The organism is Microbulbifer halophilus (genome assembly GCF_026183675.1).
Lineage (GTDB): Bacteria > Pseudomonadota > Gammaproteobacteria > Pseudomonadales > Cellvibrionaceae > Microbulbifer > Microbulbifer halophilus.
Genome location: NZ_JAPIVK010000004.1, coordinates 47,718 through 68,677 on the forward strand (window position 1 = coordinate 47,718; position 20,960 = coordinate 68,677).

General features: G+C 61.6%; 14 protein-coding genes. 12 read left to right on the forward strand and 2 right to left on the reverse strand.

Annotation, left to right across the window (positions count from 1 at the left end; translation table 11 throughout):
- Window positions 1-285 precede the first annotated feature (285 nt).
- Window positions 286-1,581, reverse strand: coding sequence for a PstS family phosphate ABC transporter substrate-binding protein (locus OQE62_RS03220; protein ID WP_265720556.1), 1,296 nt, complete (start codon window positions 1,579-1,581; stop codon window positions 286-288).
- 423 nt (window positions 1,582-2,004) lie between these two features.
- On the opposite strand from OQE62_RS03220, the gene nagK reads away from it, so the two are divergent.
- Genes nagK through gluP form a run of 4 tightly spaced genes read left to right on the forward strand, consistent with a single transcriptional unit; the run spans window position 2,005 to window position 6,548 of the window.
- On the forward strand, window positions 2,005-2,949 hold the full coding sequence (gene nagK / locus OQE62_RS03225) for an N-acetylglucosamine kinase (protein ID WP_265720557.1): 945 nt from the start codon (window positions 2,005-2,007) through the stop codon (window positions 2,947-2,949).
- A 16-nt stretch (window positions 2,950-2,965) separates the two neighbouring features.
- A complete protein-coding gene (nagB-II, locus tag OQE62_RS03230) occupies window positions 2,966-4,009 on the forward strand; it encodes a glucosamine-6-phosphate deaminase NagB-II (RefSeq protein WP_265720558.1) in 1,044 nt (347 codons plus the stop codon).
- Window positions 4,010-4,030: 21 nt separating this feature from the next.
- Window positions 4,031-5,158: an N-acetylglucosamine-6-phosphate deacetylase gene (gene nagA, locus OQE62_RS03235; RefSeq protein ID WP_265720559.1), complete on the forward strand. Its 1,128-nt coding sequence runs from the start codon at window positions 4,031-4,033 to the stop codon at window positions 5,156-5,158.
- 52 nt (window positions 5,159-5,210) lie between these two features.
- Window positions 5,211-6,548: a glucose/galactose MFS transporter gene (gene gluP / locus OQE62_RS03240; RefSeq protein ID WP_265720560.1), complete on the forward strand. Its 1,338-nt coding sequence runs from the start codon at window positions 5,211-5,213 to the stop codon at window positions 6,546-6,548.
- A gap of 544 nt (window positions 6,549-7,092) precedes the next feature.
- Here the strand turns inward: gluP and OQE62_RS03245 are convergent.
- A complete protein-coding gene (locus tag OQE62_RS03245; RefSeq protein WP_265720561.1) occupies window positions 7,093-8,154 on the reverse strand; it encodes a LacI family DNA-binding transcriptional regulator in 1,062 nt (353 codons plus the stop codon).
- Between the two features lie 405 nt (window positions 8,155-8,559).
- Here OQE62_RS03245 and pgi point away from each other — a divergent pair, with 405 nt between their 5' ends.
- From pgi to OQE62_RS03285, 8 genes are all read left to right on the forward strand, one after another.
- Window positions 8,560-10,224 (forward strand): glucose-6-phosphate isomerase, encoded by a 1,665-nt coding sequence (gene pgi / locus OQE62_RS03250; RefSeq protein WP_265720562.1) that lies wholly within the window; start codon window positions 8,560-8,562, stop codon window positions 10,222-10,224.
- Window positions 10,225-10,242: 18 nt separating this feature from the next.
- Window positions 10,243-12,060, forward strand: coding sequence for a phosphogluconate dehydratase (gene edd, locus OQE62_RS03255; protein WP_265720563.1), 1,818 nt, complete (start codon window positions 10,243-10,245; stop codon window positions 12,058-12,060).
- Between the two features lie 227 nt (window positions 12,061-12,287).
- Entirely contained in the window at window positions 12,288-13,748 is a 1,461-nt protein-coding gene (gene zwf / locus OQE62_RS03260; RefSeq protein WP_265720564.1) for a glucose-6-phosphate dehydrogenase, read from the forward strand.
- Between the two features lie 27 nt (window positions 13,749-13,775).
- Window positions 13,776-14,486 (forward strand): 6-phosphogluconolactonase, encoded by a 711-nt coding sequence (pgl, locus tag OQE62_RS03265; RefSeq protein ID WP_265720565.1) that lies wholly within the window; start codon window positions 13,776-13,778, stop codon window positions 14,484-14,486.
- Window positions 14,487-14,565: 79 nt separating this feature from the next.
- Window positions 14,566-15,198 carry a bifunctional 4-hydroxy-2-oxoglutarate aldolase/2-dehydro-3-deoxy-phosphogluconate aldolase gene (locus OQE62_RS03270; protein WP_265720566.1) on the forward strand — a complete coding sequence of 211 codons (633 nt, stop codon included), beginning with the start codon at window positions 14,566-14,568 and terminating at the stop codon, window positions 15,196-15,198.
- Window positions 15,199-15,255: 57 nt separating this feature from the next.
- Window positions 15,256-16,287 carry a type I glyceraldehyde-3-phosphate dehydrogenase gene (gene gap / locus OQE62_RS03275; protein ID WP_265720567.1) on the forward strand — a complete coding sequence of 344 codons (1,032 nt, stop codon included), beginning with the start codon at window positions 15,256-15,258 and terminating at the stop codon, window positions 16,285-16,287.
- 99 nt (window positions 16,288-16,386) lie between these two features.
- Window positions 16,387-17,823, forward strand: coding sequence for a pyruvate kinase (gene pyk / locus OQE62_RS03280; protein WP_265720568.1), 1,437 nt, complete (start codon window positions 16,387-16,389; stop codon window positions 17,821-17,823).
- 438 nt (window positions 17,824-18,261) lie between these two features.
- A complete protein-coding gene (locus OQE62_RS03285) occupies window positions 18,262-20,934 on the forward strand; it encodes a TonB-dependent receptor (RefSeq protein ID WP_265720569.1) in 2,673 nt (890 codons plus the stop codon).
- Window positions 20,935-20,960: the final 26 nt, after the last annotated feature.

A 20,960-nucleotide genomic window follows, 5' to 3' on the forward strand; every position in this document is an offset into this window, starting at 1 on the left:
GGGGTTCGGTTCAGGGAGCTGGAGCGGGATGCGCCTTTCTGGGACACGGCTAGGCGCCCCCGCCGTGAATACGTCCCTGTAGGCTTGTCTGCGAGGTGTCCCGGCCGCTCCAGGTATTCACGGCGCCTTCGGCCCCTCTCTCAGATAGTCCCAGAAAGGCGCACCCCGCTCCAGCTTGTGCCACTCATAGGCGCCACTAGCTCCGAACCTTGAGTGAGTAACCCGCCGCAATTCTGGCAGGCCGGTCCCCACAAGCATAGCCGGCGGTGCAGCGAATGCGTGGCGCTATTCGATCCAGACCTCGACCCGGCTGTTCTTCACCGGCGCGTGTTCGCGATTGCCGGTCAGCGGGGCGAAGGCGCCCAGTGCGAGGATGCGGCTGTCACCCAGTTCGTGTTCCCGCAGCAGGGCGCCCTGCACCTTGAGGGCGCGAAAGCGGGAGATCAGGTCAGTGATGTTGTCGTTGGATTTGCGGTCCGAGAAACCCACCAGGGCCAGGCTGAGCTGCTGTGCGGATGTCTCCATATAGGTTTCCAGGCGGCGCAGGTCGCTGAGCGCGCGGCTGTCCAGTTCGGCGCTGCCGTCGGTAAAGCGGAAGGAGATGCTGAGGCGCTCGCCGGATTCCATCAGCTCGCGGTAGGCGGCCGGCGCGTTGGGGTAGGGGGTCATTTTCAGTGCCACTGGCGTCAGGTTGATGAAGCCCGTGTCCGCCACCAGCTTCTGCCCCTGCCGGGATTCCACGAAATGCAGGAATTCGTCCAGGTGCGGTTTGGACTGGTCCGGACGCCGGTACAGGTAGAGGCGCCGCGTAAGGGGGAAATCTTCGGTGGCGACGATGCCGCGGTCGGGCACCACGGCGGCCAGGTTGCCCGCCTTGATGGCGACTTTCTTCACGCCGCCGGCGTCGGCATAGGGCAGGTAGCCGATGGTGCCGGCGCCATTCAGTACCCGCCGGTGGGTCTCGGCGTTGCCGGACACCTCGCGCACCCCGCGCGCCGCCGGGCGGCTGCCGCCGAAGACCTCGTTGTCGAAGGTGGCGCGGGTGCCGGATTCGATATCCCGGTGCAGTGGCCGGATCGGCAGGTCGGCGCCGCCGAGCTCGCTCCAGTTGCGGATTTTGCCGCTGTAAAGGCGACCCAGTTGGTCGATGGTCAGTTGTGACACGGGATTGTCCGGGTGTACAGCCACCACCAGCGCGTCCAGCCCGATCACGTGTTCCGCCTCGGTGCCGGCGAGGTTGCCGAAGCGCTCGAGCATCTCCACTTCCCCGGGCCTTATCTTGCGCGAGGCCATACCGATATCCGCGCTGCCGCTGTCGAGCGCCTTGAAGCCGGTGCTGGAGCCCAGGGCGACGATCGGCACTTCCACGGGCTGCCCCGACAGCCGCGCGCTGATCCAGTGCCGCTCGCCGGCGCTGCGCTGTTCGATATCAGAGGCGTCGAGGCTCTGCAGATAGCCCTTCACCAGCCGCGGTGCCAGTTCCGCACCGATGGTGTTTGAACCGGTCATCCGGAACAGCGTCGTCGATTCCTGTGCCTGTACCGGCGCCGCCAGTAACTGGCCCCACAACAACGCAGCCACTAGACTGCGTATCCACAAGCCTTCCATATCTCGTGACCTCAATAGTGTGTCCACGGGTTGGACTTCCCGGCATTCCGGACTGTGCGGACGTGAGACGCGGCGCACAGTCTGAAGTGGAAGCTTTATCGCAGAAAAGTGTGACGCGAGTATTGCAAACAGGTGTTGTGCTTTCGCTCTGGTGCTGCCTGGCTGTGAACCCGGTGTTCGCGATAGAGGTGTTCGAAATTTGTACAGATTGGGGGTGTCTGCGCCCGCGGGTGGAATTTTTTCCGGAAATGGGATGACAACGCTGTCATTCGTCCTGTAGTATCCCTCAAATATTGGCACTGGCGCCCCTCGCGCGCCGATCGGGCCCGGTGGGGAAATCGTGTGGGAAGCCCGGTGAAGACACATAACAATACAAAATCTTAGAGGCCGGTACAGATGGTTGCTTTGAGAGACAGGGACATTCTATTTATTGGTATCGATGGCGGCGGCAGCAAATGTCGCGCCTCTATCGTCGATGCCGACAATCGACTTCTCGGGAGCGGTGTTGCCGGTCCCGCCAACCCGCTGCACGGTTACGCCCAGACGATCGATTCCATCGCCCGCTCCGCAGCGCTGGCCCTGGCCGATGCCAGGCTGTCGCCGGAGATCCTGGGTGAGCTGGTTGCCGGCGTCGGCCTGGCCGGCGTGAATATGCCGCGCCTCTACAATGAAATGGCCTCCTGGGCCCATCCCTTCAGGAAGATGTATCTCACTACCGATCAGCATTCCGCCTGTCTCGGCGCCCACCGCGGTGGCGACGGCGCCGTGATCATCGCCGGTACCGGTTCCGTCGGTTACAGCTGGGTGAACGGCAAGAGCACGCTGATTGGCGGCCACGGCTTCCCCCATGGGGACAAGGGCAGCGGCGCCTGGATGGGCATGGAGGCGGTGAAGTACCTGCTGATGGCCCTCGATGGTCTTGCGGAGGATTCCGGGCTGAAGGGCGAGTTGCTCGAGGTGCTGGAGAGTCGTACTGCCAACGAGGTTTTCGAAAAGATCGGCGGCAAGTCCTCCAGCCACTACGCGCGCCTGGCGGTGCCGGTGATCGAGTGCGCCGAGGCGGGCGATCCGGTGGCGGCGGCGATTGTCCGCGACGGCGCCGCCTATATCAGCGATCTGGCCGACAAACTGCTGGAGCTGAAGCCGCCGCGGTTGTCGATGATCGGCGGCCTGGCGCCGCGACTGCGCCCCTGGCTGGCGCCACACGTGCTGGATCACCTGTCGGAGCCGCTGGATGCGCCCGAATACGGCTGTGTGTATTTCGCGCAGCAGTCTCTGGCGAAGGAGGCCGGCGGGATTCCGGTGGCGAAGAAAGCCGACAGCAAAGCACTCTACGGATAACGGAAGCAGAGATTCTATGACCGCAGCAACCCCCGCCGGGGCAACACAGGTAGACAGCGCCATGGTCACCACCGTGATGGAAACCGAGGCCCGCGAGGCGCCCGAGCGCATCGACGGGCAACTGCAGGCCAACGCCGAGATCATGGCGAAGCTGGGCGAGCGGCTGCGCCGCGAACCGCCGAAATTCGCGATGATTGTCGGTCGCGGTTCCTCGGATCACGCCGGCGTCTTCGCCAAGTACCTGATCGAGATCGAGACCGGCGTTCCGACCTTCGCCGCGGCGCCGTCCGTCTCCAGCGTCTACGGGCGCACACTGAAGCTGGACGGGGCGCTGGTGATCGTGATTTCCCAGTCCGGTCGCAGCCCGGACATCCTCGCCCAGGCGCGCATGGCCAAAGAGGCGGGCGCCTACACCGTGGCGCTGGTCAACGACGAATCGGCGCCGATCAAGGATATCGTCGACCAGACAGTGCCACTGAAAGCCGGCCCGGAAAAAGCCGTGGCCGCCACCAAGAGCTACCTGGCGACCCTTGCCGCGGTACTGCAACTGGTCGCCAACTGGACCGACGACAGGGCACTGCTGGAGGCGGTGGACAAGCTGCCTCAGACCCTGCGCGACGCGGTGGCGGCCGACACCCAGCTGCGCCCGGAAGACCTGGCGGCGGTAAAGAACCTGGTGGTGCTGGGGCGCGGCCCCGGCTACGGCATTACCCGCGAACTGGCGCTGAAGCTGAAAGAGGTCTGCAATATTCACGCGGAATCCTTCTCCAGCGCGGAATTCCTGCACGGCCCGGTGACGTTGGTGGAACAGAAGCTCACCGTGATCAATGTGCCGATCGAAGACGAGTCCTTCGAGGCCCACAGCGAGCAGATCGCCGATATCATCCGCCGCGGCGGCACCCTGGTGAACCTGCATGTGCCGAGCAAGGGCGTGCACCCGCGCGTGGCACCGCTGGCGCTGTTACAGCGTTTCTATATCGATGTGGCCCACGTGGCAGTCAGCCGCGGTATCAATCCGGACGAGCCGGCGGGCCTGAAGAAAGTCACCCAGACACTTTGATTGCCGGTAGTGGAGACTGACGTGGCGCGCATATTCATTGCGGAACAGCTTTTTGACGGCGAGCGGCTCCACCGCGATATTCCGCTGGCCATCGACGATCGCGGCCGTATCGAATCCGTCGGCGGCGACGCGCCGGCCGATGCCGAGAGATTGGGCGGACTGCTGGCGCCGGGCCTGGTGGATGTGCAGGTCAACGGTGGCGGCGGTGTGCTGTTCAACAACGATCCCAGCGTGCACGCGCTGGAAAAAATGAGCGGCGCCCACGCCCGTTTCGGCACCACTGGTTTCATGCCCACGCTGATCACCGATCGGCTGGACGTGATGCAGACGGCCGCCGACGCGGTCAGTGCGGCATTGCACGAAGGTGTGCCGGGTGTGCTGGGGGTGCACTTCGAGGGGCCGCACCTGAGCGCGCCCAAGAAGGGCACCCACGAAGAGAAATTTATCCGCCCGCTCAGCGACGACGAGCTGGCCCTCTACGCGCGCGACGACCTGGGGCTCAAGATGGTGACCCTGGCGCCGGAGAATGTGGCGGCCGGGGATATCCGCAGGTTGGTGGACCTGGGCGTGAAGGTATGCCTGGGTCATTCCAATGCCGATGGCGCTACTGCAGCCGCGGCGGTCGATGCAGGGGCGCGCGGTTTTACACATCTGTACAACGCCATGTCGCCGCTGCATTCCCGCGAGCCGGGCATGGTGGGCACGGCGCTGATCCGCGACGAAGCCTGGTGCGGCCTGATTGCCGACGGCCACCATGTCTGTGCCGAGGCCATGACACTGGCGCTGAAGGCCAAACCGCGCGGCAAGGTGATGCTGGTGAGCGACGCCATGTCGCTGGTGGGCAGTGAGGAAACGAGCTTCCCGCTGTTTGATCGCCTGGTGACGAAGCAGGGCGACAAGCTGACCTCCACCACCGGCGAGCTGGCCGGTTCGCACCTGGACATGATTGCCGCGGTGCGCAATATCCGCGACTGGTGTGGGGTGGAAATCACCGAGGCGCTGCGCATGGGGGGGCTTTACCCGGCGCAATTTCTGGGCACGGACGCCGGGCGCATTAAGGCTGGAGACAGCGCGGATCTGATTCTGCTGAACGAGGAATTACAGGTTCAAAAAACCTGGGTTGACGGTAGGGAAGTTTTTGCAGTGTAGGAACCTGAAAGCAGGCTCCTGCAGAAGACTATAACGATAAAAGGTGCTCCTGATGGATACTGCCGCTATTGACGAAAAAAACCGGGCCGAGGCCAAAGGCAGCCTGGTGCCGATGCTGATTATCGGCATGCTGTTTTTTATTTTCGGTTTTGTGACCTGGTTGAACGGCTCGCTGATTCCGTTCCTGCGCATTCTCTGCGACCTGAATGACTTCCAGGCACTGTTCGTAACCTTTGCCTTCTATATTGCCTATACGGTGATGGCCCTGCCGATGTCGTTCATTCTCAGTCGCACCGGCTACAAGGATGGCATGGCGATCGGCCTCGGTATCATGGCCGTGGCGGCACTGGTCTTTATTCCCGCCGCGCAGACCGGCAGCTACCCGGTCTTTCTGCTGGGCCTGTTCGGCCTCGGCGCCGGCCTGACGATTCTGCAGACGGCCTCGAACCCCTACGTAGTGAGAGTAGGGCCACCGGAGAGCGCCGCCACCCGCATCGCGATCATGGGCATCCTGAACAAGGGCGCCGGGGTGCTGGCGCCGATGGTGTTTACCGCGCTGGTACTGTCCGGCCTGGCCGACTTCAATACCGAGGCCATCGCCAAGCTGGGTGAAGCGGAGCGCGAAGCCAAGCTGGATGACGTGGCCGGCCGCCTGGTGATGCCCTATATCTACATGTCGGCCCTGCTGGTGCTGCTGCTGGCGCTGGTGAAATTTTCCGGCCTGCCGACGATCGAGGAAGAGAAGTCCGAAGACAGCGAAAGCAAATCCGGCATCCTGCAGTTCCCGCAGGCGGTGCTGGGTGCCGTGGCACTCTTCTCCTATGTCGGCGTCGAGGTGATTGCCGGCGATACCATCGGTCTCTACGGCGAGCGCCTGGGTGTGGCCAACTTCTCTTCGCTGACGTCCTACACCATGGTTTTCATGGTGATCGGCTACCTGATCGGTATCTTCAGTATTCCCCGCCTGATCAGCCAGCAGCAGGCGCTGCTGGGGTCGGGGATTGCCGGCAGCCTGTGTGTTTTCGGTGTGCTGTTCGGCTCCAGCGAAAGCACCGCAATCGCCGGCGCGCTATGGGGCTGGGCGGGCATCCCGGTGGTTCCCGACACGGTCGCTTTCGTCGCGCTGATGGGGCTGGCACACGCGCTGGTATGGCCTGCCATCTGGCCGCTGGCGCTGGAGGGGCTGGGCAAATTCACCGCGCAGGGTTCCGCGCTGCTGATCATGGGCATTGCCGGCGGTGCCGTTATTCCCCTGGCCTTCGGCAAGGTTGCCGAGGTGGCCGACGCCACGGTGACCGGCTACTGGGTCGCCCTGCCCAGCTATCTGTTTATCCTCTTCTACGCTCTCAAGGGGCACAAACTGCGCAGCTGGCAGGGCAGTGGGCAGTGATCGACCGGGCGGCCCGCCGATGGCGGCGCTGCCCGGCTCCCCGGGCATTTCACAATCTGGCTTGAATTATTCTGTTGTTTTCTCTTTGGTTCTCGTCATCTTCGCCCTCCTTTGTGAGGGCTTTTTTTCGTGCGGAATGCGGAATGGTCACGGATCGGATATTCCGCGTTGATGAGACGCGCCCTGCCCGAAAAGAACATCGAGGTCAGATATGAAGGCCCTGCTGCCGGGGGCTGTTTGGGAAACGATTAACTCGGGACATCCATGTCCCTCGCCCTTCGGGCGCCTTCGGCGTCCAAATCAGCTGTCCTGCCGATTTGTGCCGATGAGGCTGTTGAGCAAACAGCCCCCGGCAGCGGGGCCGTCCCGGTATCTGCTTAAGGGGGCTGAGTTTAAACGCGAAATGATGAATGGTCACGGACCGGGCATTCCGCATTCTTCATTCGTCGCTCATCACTTCANGGGGCCGTCCCGGTATCTGCTTAAGGGGGCTGAGTTTAAACGCGAAATGATGAATGGTCACGGACCGGGCATTCCGCATTCTTCATTCGTCGCTCATCACTTCAACGGGCGCCGGCCCACTGGAATCGCGCACTACCAGTTCCGGGGTAAACTCGCGCCTGATACCCGCCTCCTTGCTGGCCGAGCCGCTCTCCGCGCCCTTGCCGCGGGTTCGGCTCAACAGCAGCGCGGCGGCGCACTTGGCGATTTCGTTGTTGGGCTGGTGGGCGGTGGTCAGTTTGGGCCAGGTCTGGCGGGAGAAGGGGCTGTCCTCGAAGCCGACGATGGAGAGCTGTCCGGGAATGTCGATATTCATCAGGCGGGCGGCGAAGAGGGCGCCGGCGGCCATTTCATCGTTACTGGCAAAAATGGCGGTGGGTGGCTGGTCCGACTGCAGCAGTTTCTTGGCGCCGCTGACACCCGAGTCAAACGAATACTCCCCCTTCAGGACCAGCCCCTCTTCGAGGGAAATACCGGCAGTTCGCATGGCGCGGCGATAGCCGTCCAGGCGGCCGTAGGTGGAAACGTGCTCCTCGCCACCACAGAGAAAACCGATACGCCGGTGGCCATGCTCCAGCAGGTGCCGGGTCAGGTCGTAGGCGGCGGCGCTGTCTTCCACCTGAATACAGTTGCCCTCATCTTCCAGCGCCGCTTCGCTGGAGACGATACGGATATAGTCGACCCCCAGGTGCCTGACAGTGTCGATCACCGATTGGGTTTCCGAGAACGGCGGTGTCAGTACCAGGCCGGCGATCTTGGAGTGTTCCACCAGGTCCTGCAGTTCCTCGTGTACTGCACCGGACCTGGAGTTGCTGGGGTGTATCAGCAGCTCGTAACCGCGCGCTTTGCAGGCATCGAGTATGCCGTTCTGCATGTCGATCACATAGTAGGCGTTCGGGTTGTCGTAGATAAACGCGATGGTGTAGGAGCGGGTACCGGCCAGGTTGCGCGCGGCGAGGTTGGGCTGGTAGTTGAGCTCCGCCACAGCCTCCATCACTTTCTTCCTGGTGGCGGGGCGCACGGAGGGTTCGTTGTTGATCACCCGGGAGACGGTCTTGATCGACACGCCGGCTCGCGCGGCGACATCGTTGATGGTCACTTTCATCTGTGGCGCTGGTCCTTATTGTGCGGGCTCTTCTGGCCGAATCCGGCATTTTAGCAGTAATGACGGCGGATTTATCGGCCTGGTCGCGGGAGCCTGGCGGTGGGCACTCCGGAGGCGTGCAAATTTGTGCCATACACAATCGTCACCATTCGTGGGTTCAAGTTTCGGGGGGCAGCGGTGAAGTGTCCCATCGGCAGGTACCCCGAACCCTCGGTTGTGAAGTTTTACTACAAATCAAATTGACAGCGCTGCCCCTGTGTGGGAGTCTTCCACTGGAAATGACAGCGCTGTCAATATTGTTCCGGACCCGCTCGAGGCGATGGGATCCATGGCAGTGGCATAAGAAAGAACAATAACCGGTCCCTGTCTCCCCCATGGCGGGGCCGCGACAATGGGGTTCTCACTATGGATATCACCCGACTTCCCTCCTGGCAGCAACTGGAATCCCTGGCGCCGCAGATGCGGGCTCGCCATCTGCGCGAGCTGTTCGCCGGGGATCCGCGGCGGGGGCTGCGCTACTCGCTGGAACTGCCGGAATTCCTGTTCGACTACTCGAAGAATCTGGTCGATGATGAAGTTTTTGTAAAATTATTACAGTTGGCCCGGGATACCGGTCTGGAGGACTGGCGGACCGACCTGTTCTCTGGTGCGCCGATCAACCGCACCGAGGGGCGTCCGGTTCTTCATCCGGCCCTGCGGGGTGGATTGCCGAATCCGGTCAGCCTGGACGGCGCGCCAGTGCAGGATCTGGTGGAAACCGAGCTGGGGCGCTTGAAAGAGTTTGTAAATTTACTACATAATGGTGCCGTGACAGGATATACCGGCAGGCGCATCACCGATGTGGTCAATCTCGGGGTCGGCGGCTCCCATCTCGGTCCGGAAATGGTGATCGAGGCACTGCGGGCCCACCGTAGTGACGAGGTGCGGGTGCACTTTGTTTCCAATGTGGACGGGGCCCAGCTTGCGGATGTACTGGCCCGGCTGGATGTCGAGACCACCCTGTTTGCGGTGTCTTCGAAGACATTCACCACTGCCGAGACCATGACCAATGCACGCAGCGCGCTGCGCTGGCTCGGTGACCTGGCGCCGCGGACGCAGTTGCTGCGGCAACACTTTGTGGCGGTGACGGCCAGCCCGGAAAAGGCGCAGGCGTTCGGTATCGATCCCGGGCGCGTGTTCCGGTTCTGGGACTGGGTCGGCGGGCGTTTCTCGCTCTGGTCGGCGATCGGCCTGCCCATCGCCATCGCCCTGGGTTTCGAGCGCTTTCGCGAGTTGTTGGACGGGGCGGCCTCGATGGACCGGCATTTTCGCGAGGCGCCGCTGGAGGAAAATGCGCCGGTGCTGATGGCGCTGTTGAGCGTCTGGTACTGCACTTTCATGGGCTATCCGGCGCACGCCATTCTGCCTTACGAGCAGGCGCTGCATAGGCTGCCGGCGTATCTGCAGCAGGCGGAGATGGAGAGCAACGGCAAATCTACCACCAGGGCGGGGGAGGAGGCCGGCTACGCAACCGGCCCGCTAATATGGGGCATGCTCGGTATCAACGGCCAGCACGCCTTTTACCAGTATCTGCACCAGAGCCCGGAAGTGGTGCCGGCGGATTTTATCGGCAGCGTTACACCGGGCCACGAGCTGGAAGGGCACCACGAGATTCTGCTGGCGAATATGTTCGCCCAGAGCCAGGCGCTGATGAACGGCGTCGATCGCGAACAGGTAAAGGCGGAACTGGCATCGAAAGGGTTGAGCGAAAAAGAGATCGAACAACTGGCTCCCTACAAGGTGCACCGCGGCAGCAGGCCGAGCAACAGTATACTGTTGCGACAACTGAATCCCCGTTCGCTGGGCGCATTGATTGCGCTCTACGAGCACAAAATTTTTACACAGGGCGTCGTCCTGCAAATTTATTCTTTCGATCAATGGGGCGTGGAACTGGGCAAGGGGCTCGCCGCGGCACTACAACCACAATTGGAGAGTGGTGAATTGCGCAGTCAGGATGCCTCCACCGCCCGCCTGATCGACTACTACCAGCGGGTAAGGAACGGCGCCGCAGCGCCGGAGACTGCCGGCTGAACAACAGGCGAAAGGGTTATGGTTCACAGCAAGGTTCAAGCAGTTACCGAACGGATTATCGAGCGGAGCGAGGAGACGCGCTCGCAGTACCTGGCACAGGTGGATCGCGCGCATTTTGAAGGGCGCGCGGCCAGCCATCTTTCCTGCGGCAACCTGGCGCACGCGATCGCGGCTTCGAGCGATGAGGACAAAAAGCTGATCGCCTCAGGGCGAGGCCCCAACCTGGCGATCGTCAACGCCTACAACGATATGCTGTCGGCGCACCAGCCCTACGGCGGCTATCCGCCGTTGCTGAAAGAGGCCGCCGCGCGCAACGGTGCCACGGCCCAGGTGGCCGGCGGCGTACCGGCCATGTGCGACGGTGTCACCCAGGGGCGCGCAGGCATGGAGCTGAGTCTCTTCTCCCGCGATGTAATCGCCATGTCGACGGCCATCGCGCTGTCCCACGATGTGTTCGAGGGTGGTATGTTCCTCGGCATCTGCGACAAGATCGTGCCCGGCCTGGTCATCGGCGCGCTCGCCTTCGGCCACCTGCCGGCGGTGTTCGTGCCCGCCGGGCCCATGCCCACCGGTATCTCCAACTCGGAGAAGGCGCGCGTGCGCCAGCTCTATGCCGAGGGCAAGGTCGGCCGCAAGGAACTGCTGGAATCCGAGAGCGCCTCCTATCACAGCCCCGGCACCTGCACCTTCTACGGCACCGCCAACTCCAACCAGATGCTGGTGGAGATCATGGGCCTGCAGCTGCCCGGCAGTTCCTTCATCAACCCGGGTACCGATCTGCGCAATGCGATGACCAGCGAGGCGGTCAAGCAGTTGGTGCAGATCACCGAACCCAGCCGGCACACGCCCATCGCCAAAGTCCTGAGCGAGAAGACCTTCGTCAACGGTATTGTCGGCCTGCTGGCGACCGGCGGCTCCACCAACCACACCCTGCACCTGGTGGCCATGGCGCGCGCCGCGGGTATCCAGATTACCTGGCAGGATATGGCGGAACTGTCCGATGTGGTGCCGCTGCTGTGCCATGTCTACCCGAACGGAACCGCCGACATCAATCACTTTGCCGCCGCCGGCGGTATGCAGTTCCTGATTCGCGAACTGCTGGGCGCTGGCCTGCTGCACAACGACGTGCACACGGTCCTGGGCGACTCCGGCATGGAGGCCTACTGCGAGGATCCCTTCCTGGACGAGGACAAGACCGGCGTGGTCTGGCGCCCCACCGTCGAGGAAACCGGCGATGCAGATATCCTGCGCCCGGTGAGCGACCCCTTTTCAGACCACGGCGGCCTGCAGTTGCTGGACGGCAATATCGGTCGCAGCGTGATCAAGGTGTCGGCGATCAAGCCGGAATTCCGCAAGGTCAAGGCGCCGGCGATCGTGTTCGACAGCCAGGACCAACTGCTCGAACGTTTCAAGGCCGGCGAACTGGAAAAAGACTTTGTCGCCGTGGTGCGCTTCCAGGGACCGCAGGCCAACGGCATGCCCGAGTTGCACAAGCTGACGCCGACCCTGGGTGTGCTGCAGGACCGCGGCTTCAAGGTGGCGCTGATTACCGACGGGCGCATGTCCGGCGCCTCCGGCAAGGTGCCGGCGGCGATTCACGTATCGCCGGAAGCGGTTGAGGGCGGCCCCATCGCGAAAATCCGCGAGGGCGACCTGATCGAACTGGACGCCGATGCCGGTGTACTGCGCGCGCATGTCGATGACGTCGAGCTGGAACAGCGCCAGCCGGCGGAATGCGATCTCTCCGGTAGTGCCCGGGGCATGGGGCGCGAACTGTTTACCAATATGCGCGCGATTGCCAGCGGTGCCGAGAGCGGCGCAAGTATTCTTTACTGAGTGAGCGCGTACGGAATTCGGGTTTCGGAGTTCGAAATGCTTTTCGATGCCACAAGCCGGGGCGGGGAGCGCCTTTCTGTGACTGTCTGCGAGAGGGACCTCGCAGACAAGCCTACAGGGACGTATAGACGGCGTGTCCCAGAAAGGCGCTCCCCGCCCGGGCTGCCGAAACTGAACCCCGAAACTTGAGTACAGAAAAACGCGATCCAACAACAGAGCAGAAAAATATGGCTAATGCTTTTGACATGGTGTTGTTCGGTGGCGGCGGGGACCTGTCGCTGCGTAAACTGATCCCGGCGCTCTACCGGGCGCACAAGGAGGGCGGCCTGGCTGAGGGCAGCCGCATCCTGCCCATTTGCCGCCGCCAGGGCGATGTGGACAAATATCTCGAGACCGCCCAGGACGCGCTGAAAAAACACCTGCGCGAGGGCGAATACAGCGAGTCCGTGTGGCGGGAGTTCAGCCAGATGCTGCGCGCGGTCAACGTGGATATTGCCAAACTGGACGAGCACTGGGACGAGTTGGCGGATATTCTCGGTGCCGACGAAGAGCGGGTGCGCCTCTTTTACCTGGCGATTCCGCCGGCGGTGTTCGGCATCTGCTGCGAAAACCTGTCCCTGAAGGGGCTGATCAACAGGCAGTCCCGCGTGGTGGTGGAAAAGCCGCTGGGCTACAACGCCCAGACCGCCGACGAGATCAACAGCAAGATCGCCACCTATTTCCCGGAAACCAGCATTTTCCGCATCGACCACTACCTGGGTAAGGAAACGGTCCAGAACCTGCTGGCGTTGCGTTTCAGCAATGTGTTGTTCGAACACCTGTGGGATGCCAAGACCATCGACCATATCCAGATCAGCATTGCCGAGACCGTCGGTCTCGAAGGCAGGGCGGGCTTCTACGACGAGACGGGCGCGCTGCGGGATATGGTGCAGAACCACCTGTTGCAGCTGTTGTGCCTGATCGCGATGGAATCCCCCAACAGCATGTCGGCGAAGAATATCCGCGCCGAGAAAATCAAGGTGCTCGAGGCGCTGCGTCCGCTGGTGGGTGAAAAGGTGGACGAGAATATCGTCCGCGGCCAGTACGTCGCCGGCGGATACGACACCGAACTGGTGCCCGGCTATCTGGAAGAACTGGAGGCGGCCACCAGTAATACCGAAACCTTTGTCGCTATCCGCGCCCATATCGACAACTGGCGCTGGGCCGGAGTGCCTTTCTATCTGCGCACCGGCAAGCGCATGGAGAAGCGTTACGCGGAAATCGTGATCCAGTACAAGGATGTTTCCCACCACGTGTACGAGGAATCTGCAGGCCCGGTAGTCCCCAATCGCCTGGTGATCCGCCTGCAGCCGGAAGAGAGCATCAAACTGATGCTGATGGCGAAAAAGATGGACAGCCTCACCATGGAACTGCAGCCGGCAGAGTTGAACCTGACTTTGTCCGATACCTACGACAGCTTCCGCAGCGACGCCTACAAACGCCTGATGCTGGACGCGGCCGCGGACAACCCGGCGCTGTTCATCCATCGGGAGGAAGTGGCTGCGGCCTGGGCCTGGGTGGATCCGATCATCGAGCACTGGCGCGAGACCGACAGCCAGCCGCAACTTTACCGCGCCGGAAGCTGGGGGCCGCAGGCCGCCAACGAGCTGCTGGAGCGGGACGGTCGCCACTGGTTCAACGCACAGTAAACGCCCACCGGGCGAATGGAATTTCTCATGGTAGAAGAAAAATTTTATTCCGATCGCGAGCGCCTGGTGCAGGCGCTGACCCAGGACTGCGCCAGCGCGTTGCAGAAGGGGATCAAGGAACACGGCCAGGCCAGTTTCATGGTTTCCGGCGGCAGCACCCCGGAGCCGGCCTATCGCGCCCTGTCCAAACGGCCGCTGCCGTGGCAGCAGATCAACGTCGCCCTTGTCGACGAACGCTGGGTGGAAAAAACGGAGAAGGGCAGCAATCAGGCGTTTATTGAAAAATGCCTGCTGCAGAACAACGCTGCCGAAGCACCTTTCCTGGGGATGAAAACGCCCCACGCCACCGCGGCCGAAGGCCAGGCCGATTGCGAGTGCGCCTACGGCGAGCTGCCGCGCCCGTTCGACATCTGCATTCTGGGCATGGGCGGCGACGGCCATACCGCCTCCCTGTTTCCCCATGCACAGGGGCTGGAAGCGGCGCTGGACCCGGAGGCGACGCAACTGTGTCGTGCCATTACCGCGAAAAAAAGCGAGGTTACCGGCGAGCACACGGAACGCATGACCCTGAGCCTCGCCGCGATCCTGCAGTCGCAGGATATAAAACTGCTGATTACCGGCGAGGAAAAACTCAAGGTCTACCGCGAGGCGCTGCTGGGCAGCGACGAACTGGCGATGCCGGTGCGCAGCATTCTCAAGCAGGGGCTGAAGCCGGTCACCGTCTACTGGGCACCGTAAAGAGGGCCCCGGCGGTTGCTATGGGGCCTGTTGTAGGGTGCGCCGCGCGCACCGTCGAGAAGGAAGCTGGAATTTAACGATGCAAGACAATTTCTCCGAAGTACTCCAACAGGCCGGCGTCGTGCCGGTACTGGTTATCGATAAAGTCGAAGAGGCGCTGCCGCTGGCCCGGGCGCTGGTGGAAGGCGGCCTCAATGTGCTCGAAGTCACTCTGCGCACCGAGGCGGCCCTGGCCGCCGTGGAAGAGATTGCCAAACACCTGCCGGACGCCCATATCGGCACCGGCACCGTGCTCAATGGGGACGATGTCCAGCGTTCCGTCGACGCCGGCGCGAGCTTCCTGGTGAGCCCGGGCGCGACAGAGTCCCTGCTGGACGCGGCGGACAAAACAGAGGTGCCGCTGCTGCCCGGCACCGCCAATCCCTCCGAAGTCATGCGACTGCTGGAGCGTGGCTATCGTTACCAGAAATTTTTCCCGGCCCAGGCCGCCGGCGGTGTACCGATGCTGAAGTCCATCGCCGGCCCGCTGGCCCAGGTGCAGTTCTGCCCCACCGGCGGTATCGGTCCGGGCAATGCTGCGGATTACCTGGCGCTGCCGAACGTAGTCTGTATTGGCGGCTCCTGGATGGCTGCACCCAAGCTGGTGCAGGAAAAAAACTGGGCGGAAATCACCCGCCTGGCAAAGGAAGCGAAGTCGCTGAAGGAGCAGTAGGACACCGCTCCGGCTCCCGGGACTCGAGTAACAAATTTAAAAATTGAGGCTAGTGAGATGAAAGTTAAAATTGCCATCAATGGCTATGGCCGCATCGGCCGCAATGTCACCCGCGCAATCTACGAATCCGGCTATGGCGATCGCGTGCAGTTGGTGGCCATCAACGACCTGGCACCGGTGGAAGCCAACGCGCACCTGACCCGCTACGACACCATCCACGGCCGTTTCAACACCGATGTGGCTGTCGACGGCGAATCCCTGGTAATCGGCGGCGACCGCGTGCGCGTCTGCCAGGAGCGCGATCCGGCACAACTGCCGTGGGAAGAGCTGGGTGTGGACTTGGTGCTGGAATGCACCGGCCTCTTCACCACCAAGGACACCGCGTCTGCGCACCTGGAAGCCGGCGCCGGGGCCGTTCTGATTTCCGCGCCCTCCAAGGATGCGGACCTCACCGTGGTCTACGGCGTAAACGATGACAAACTCACCTCGGATCACAAAATCGTATCCAACGCCTCCTGCACCACCAACTGCCTGGCGCCGGTGGCCAAGGCACTGCACCGCGAACTGGGTATCGAGCGCGGCTTCATGACCACCGTGCACGCCTACACTAACGACCAGAACACCCAGGACGCAGTGCACAAGGATATCTATCGCGCCCGCGCCGCCGCCGACAACATGATCCCCACCAAGACCGGTGCCGCCGCCGCCGTGGGCCTGGTGCTGCCGGAACTGAAGGGCCTGCTGGATGGCATGGCTGTGCGCGTACCGGTGAACAATGTGTCCCTGGTGGACTGCCAGTTTATCGCCGGCCGCGAGACCACCGCCGAGGAAGTCAACGCAGCCATGCAGAAAGCCGCTGAGGCGAGTGGCGGTGTCCTGACCTTCTGCGACCAGCCGTTGGTGTCCTCGGACTTCAACCATACCACCGCATCCAGCCACTTCGACGGCAACCAGACCCGCGTCAACGGCAACCTGGTGAAAGTCATGGCCTGGTACGACAACGAGTGGGGCTTCTCCCACCGCATGCTCGACACCAGCCTGGCCATAGCAGAAGCGCTGGAGCTGCAGAAAGCCACCGAACCCGCCTAAAAGGCACTTTTCCCTCCCCTCTCCCTCCGGGAGAGGGGCCGGGGGAGAGGGCTTCTCCCCGGCTCCCCATACCCTGAACATAACTTCGAACTGGTTTTTATGATCCGCCACACCAAAATCGTCGCCACTCTCGGCCCAGGCACCGACAAACCCCGCGTGATCGAGGAAATGGTCCGCGCCGGCGTCAATGTCGTGCGCCTGAACTTTTCCCACGGCAGCCCCGAAGACCACCGCAAGCGCGTGGAGGCCGTGCGCAGTGCCGCCACCGCCCAGGACAAGACGGTCGCCGTGCTCGGCGATCTGCAGGGCCCCAAGATCCGCATCGCGCGCTTCGCCGAGGGCAGCATCTGGCTGGAGAACAACAGCGAATTCGCCCTGGACCTGGACTGCCCGCCGAACGGCGGCGACCAGACCCGGGTCAGCGTCGACTACCCGAGCCTGATCAGCGACTGCGAGACCGGCAATATCCTGCTGCTGGACGACGGCAAGATCCGCCTGGAAGTGACCGGCACCACACCGCAGAAGCTCTATTGCCGCGTGTTGCAGGGCGGCAAGCTGTCCAATAACAAGGGCATCAACCTGCTGGGCGGCGGCCTCTCCGCGCCGGCACTGACGGAAAAGGACTACCGCGATATCAAACTGGCGGCGGAACTGGAAGTGGACTTCCTCGCCGTGAGTTTCCCGCGCTGCGCCGAAGATCTGGAAACCGCCCGCAGCGCCATGCAGGACGCCGGCAGCCAGGCCGCTATCGTGGCCAAGGTGGAGCGGGCGGAAGCCGTCGCCGACGACGAACAGATGGACAACCTGATCCTCGCCGCCGACGCCATCATGGTGGCCCGCGGCGACCTGGGCGTGGAGATCGGCGACCCGGCCCTGATCGGTGTACAGAAAAAGCTGATCAACCGTGCCAACGCCCTCAATCGCGGCGTGATCACCGCCACCCAGATGATGGAGTCCATGATCACCAGCCCCACGCCCACCCGCGCCGAAGTGATGGACGTGGCCAACGCCGTGCTGGACGGTACCGACGCCGTGATGCTGTCTGCGGAGACGGCGGCCGGCGATTACCCGGTAGCGGCGGTGGAATCCATGGGCGAAGTCATCGTCGGTGCCGAACAGTACCTGGGTAGTGTATCGCGCCCGGCAGCCAGCCAGAGCGCCTCCGATCGCATCGACACGGTGATCGCCCAGGCCGCCATCGACGTGGCCGCGCGGGTCGAGAGCCTCTGCGCTGTGGCCGCACTGACCGAATCGGGCCGTACCCCGCGCATCATGTCCCGCGCCACCACCCAACTGCCGATCTACGCACTGACCCGCCACCCGCGAATCGCGCGCCAGTTGGTGCTGTTGCGCGGTGTGGAGCCGGTGGGTTTCGACCCGGCCTCGGTGCCGCTGGGCCACCTGACCGACTCGATTATCGAAGTGCTGGGCTCCCGCCTGGATCTGCACAAGGGCCAGCGGATCCTGATCACCCAGGGCGAGCGCCTGAATATGGGGGGTCACACCAACTCCATGCGCATCAAGGAAATCGAGTAATAATCCCCGCCGAGGCTGTTCTGTCGCCACTCCCGTGCGATGGAACAGCTTTCCCGACGCACCTCTCCCCGGGTTCTCGTCCTTCCCGCCAGTTTTGAAGCTGGACGAAAACTGTTACCGCTAAAATTGTCATTCATGACTTTTTAACGCCGTTTCCGTGCAGCCTTCGCGCCGTTTTATGACAATTTGTAAGCTGTTGATCTCTCGATAATTTTTCAGATATGTATAAATATTGAACAGATGGTGGAACCCAAGTACACGAATGCGGCGGTAAATTGCCGGCGAAGCAGTAGCTTTTTATTTTTTTTATGTGTATTGTCGATCATGAGAATGACAGCGCTATCATAAAAATGAATGACAGCGCTATCATTTAGCGGTACAAGGTGAAAAAAATTTCTAACCAAACCTTTATATCAATAAAAAAGGAAGGGGAAATCGATGCTAAAGCGCAACAAACTCGCACTTTCTGTCAGTGCAGCTGTTCTCAGTGGCGGTCTCGCCGCTCCGGTGGCTGTGGCTCAGGATGCTGCTCTGGAAGAGATTACCGTTACCGGTATTCGGGGTGCCCTGCAGGACGCCGTCAATATCAAACGCGATGCGACCGATCTGGTCGACGCCGTGTCTGCCGAAGATGTCGGCAAGTTTCCGGATTCCGACGTAGGTGAAGCACTGGGTCGTATTCCGGGCATTACTGTCGGTCGCGCATTCGGCCAGGGCGCGTCCGTGTCCATCCGCGGGGCGGCGCCGACGATGACCCTGACTCAATTGAATGGCCAGAACGTTGCTTCCACCGGCTGGTTCGACAACATTCCGGTTGACCGCAGTTTCAACTATTCCCTGCTGCCGTCAGAGCTGATCGGTGGCATCGAAGTGTACAAGTCCTCCCGTGCCGACCTGAACGAAGGCGGTATCGGCGGCACTGTTATTGTCAAAACGCGCAAGCCGCTGGACATGGATGCGAATACTGCCTGGATTGGCACCAAAGGTCGTGTCGGTACCATCAGTGATGAACTGGCCCCGGAAGTTTCGGGCCTGTACAGCTGGAAGAACGATTCCGAGACTTTCGGTGTGTTGGTATCCGCTGCGGTTGAAGATCGTGAATATGTCCGTCGCGGTACCGAATCCGACTACCGCTGGTCCGGTGACGTTGCCCCGACCACCTTCCTGCAGGACCAGGAGCGCAAGGCGCTGGATCTGACACTGCAGTATGCACCGACTGACGCGCTGGCATTCACTCTGCACGCCATGTCCCTGGATTTACAGGCGGACAACACCAATACCAGCTCGTACTTGTTTACTTTGCCTCGGTATGGCGCGGATCATCCTCAAGAGGGTGAGCTGTTAGATAATGTCACTTGCCACAGTGCAAATGCTGCGGGTCTGTGTACTTCCAGCACTACTGAAAATGCCACTGTAGCCAATAAAACCTTCAATCAAACCTGGGGCCGTAAATCGTCCATGGGTTCTGATACCTTCGACTTCAACACCGAATATGAAGGCGATGGCTTCCGTCTGAGCGGCAATATCGGTGCCACCAAAGCGGACGGTGGTACTGACTTTACTACCAACTTCTCCCACTTTACCGACGACATGTCCAGGTGGCAGGGTTCTATCGATGCCACTGGTAAGGAAATCCAGATCGATCCGACTCTGGATCCGAGCCTGACCCTCGACAATTACGCGGATACGTCCAGTCCGGCTGGGTGGGCTGTCGCTGGCGGCCCCGTAGAGGACGAAGAAAGCTACGCTCAGTTGGATGTCGAGTTTGATCTGAACACGGGGATCCTGACTTCGTTCAAGACCGGTGCCCGCTGGACTGATCACGACGTCAATCGCCGCAGTTATCGTGGAATTTTCCACAAAACGCTTAACGAAGACGGTGACCTTGTGGACGACCCGGTTGTTGTCGATACATCCTCCCTCTATGGCGGTACCTATGAAGTCGGGCAGGACGGCTTTACTGCACCGAAACCCAATCTGGATGCAATGGTCGCAGCAACGCGCGACAGCATTGATCACTGGGTGGAAGAGCGTGCAGGTCATTCCGACCTGAACGAAGAAAATACCGCCCTGTACGGCATGTTCACTTTTGAGTCCGGCGCCCTGAGCGGTAACTTCGGTCTGCGTTACATCTCTACCGACGCGTCCCGCACCCAGTACGACCTGGATGGCACCGAGCCGGAAGACGGCGAGATCGCTGCGAATATCGGCTACAGCTACTCCCTGTCCACCTACAGTTCCGACTACAGTGATGTGCTTCCTAGTGCCACCGTGCGCTATGAGCTGTCGGAGGATTGGGTGTTGCGCGCATCGGCATCCCAGGCGATCAGCCGCCCGAGTTATGACGATATGCTGGTGACCTACAATGGTTTTGCCGACGATCGTGACAACAACCAGACGCAGCGGTTCGGCAGTGAGGGGCTGCTGCCGATGAAAGCCACCAGTGGCGACATCGCGCTTGAATACTACTACGGCGATGGCAACCTGGTATCCGCGACTTATTTCATGAAGTCTATCGATGACTTTGTGACCTCCGAAATCCTGGTCGACCAACAGATTGGTCTCGAGGATCCCGCCGGCGGTGATTCCTGGGCAGTAGAAACCCTGGAGAATACCGGTGGTGCCGACATCCGGGGGATCGAACTGCAGATCCAGCACGCATTTGACAATGGCTTTGGTGTGGCTGCCAACTACACCTATACCGATGCCGATGCACCGAAAGATGCGTTCATGGATCAGCTGCCGATCTTCACCGAGTCCTCCGAAACCGCGTATAACCTGGTTGGATACTGGGAAAGCGATACCTTCTCCGCTCGTGCGGCATACAACTACCGCTCCGAATACCTGATCCGGGAAGGTGGTTTCTGGTATGGTAACCGTATGCACGATGACTTCGGTTCTCTGGATCTGAGCTTCAACTGGTATGCTACCGATAACGTGGATGTTACCCTTGACGTTGTCAACGTCCTTGAGGAAGACGACATCCAGTACGGTGCTGCAAGTGCTGACAGTTCATCTACCGGTATGAAGGCTCCCCTCCAGGAGGGTTTCCCGGCCTGGTCGTTCCAGGGCGAAGCCGTGTACCAGTTGGGTGCCAGTTACAAGTTCTAAGATCGCGCGGCAAGGAAAAGCCCAGC

Bases quoted from the DNA above. Each gene is read 5' to 3' on its own strand.
- nagK (WP_265720557.1), top strand. From the start codon at position 2,005: ATGGTTGCTTTGAGAGACAGGGACATTCTATTTATTGGTATCGATGGC.
- nagB-II (WP_265720558.1), top strand. From the start codon at position 2,966: ATGACCGCAGCAACCCCCGCCGGGGCAACACAGGTAGACAGCGCCATG.
- gluP (WP_265720560.1), top strand. From the start codon at position 5,211: ATGGATACTGCCGCTATTGACGAAAAAAACCGGGCCGAGGCCAAAGGC.
- OQE62_RS03245 (WP_265720561.1), bottom strand. From the start codon at position 8,154: ATGAAAGTGACCATCAACGATGTCGCCGCGCGAGCCGGCGTGTCGATC.
- pgi (WP_265720562.1), top strand. From the start codon at position 8,560: ATGGATATCACCCGACTTCCCTCCTGGCAGCAACTGGAATCCCTGGCG.
- edd (WP_265720563.1), top strand. From the start codon at position 10,243: ATGGTTCACAGCAAGGTTCAAGCAGTTACCGAACGGATTATCGAGCGG.
- zwf (WP_265720564.1), top strand. From the start codon at position 12,288: ATGGCTAATGCTTTTGACATGGTGTTGTTCGGTGGCGGCGGGGACCTG.
- pgl (WP_265720565.1), top strand. From the start codon at position 13,776: ATGGTAGAAGAAAAATTTTATTCCGATCGCGAGCGCCTGGTGCAGGCG.
- OQE62_RS03270 (WP_265720566.1), top strand. From the start codon at position 14,566: ATGCAAGACAATTTCTCCGAAGTACTCCAACAGGCCGGCGTCGTGCCG.
- gap (WP_265720567.1), top strand. From the start codon at position 15,256: ATGAAAGTTAAAATTGCCATCAATGGCTATGGCCGCATCGGCCGCAAT.
- pyk (WP_265720568.1), top strand. From the start codon at position 16,387: ATGATCCGCCACACCAAAATCGTCGCCACTCTCGGCCCAGGCACCGAC.
- OQE62_RS03285 (WP_265720569.1), top strand. From the start codon at position 18,262: ATGCTAAAGCGCAACAAACTCGCACTTTCTGTCAGTGCAGCTGTTCTC.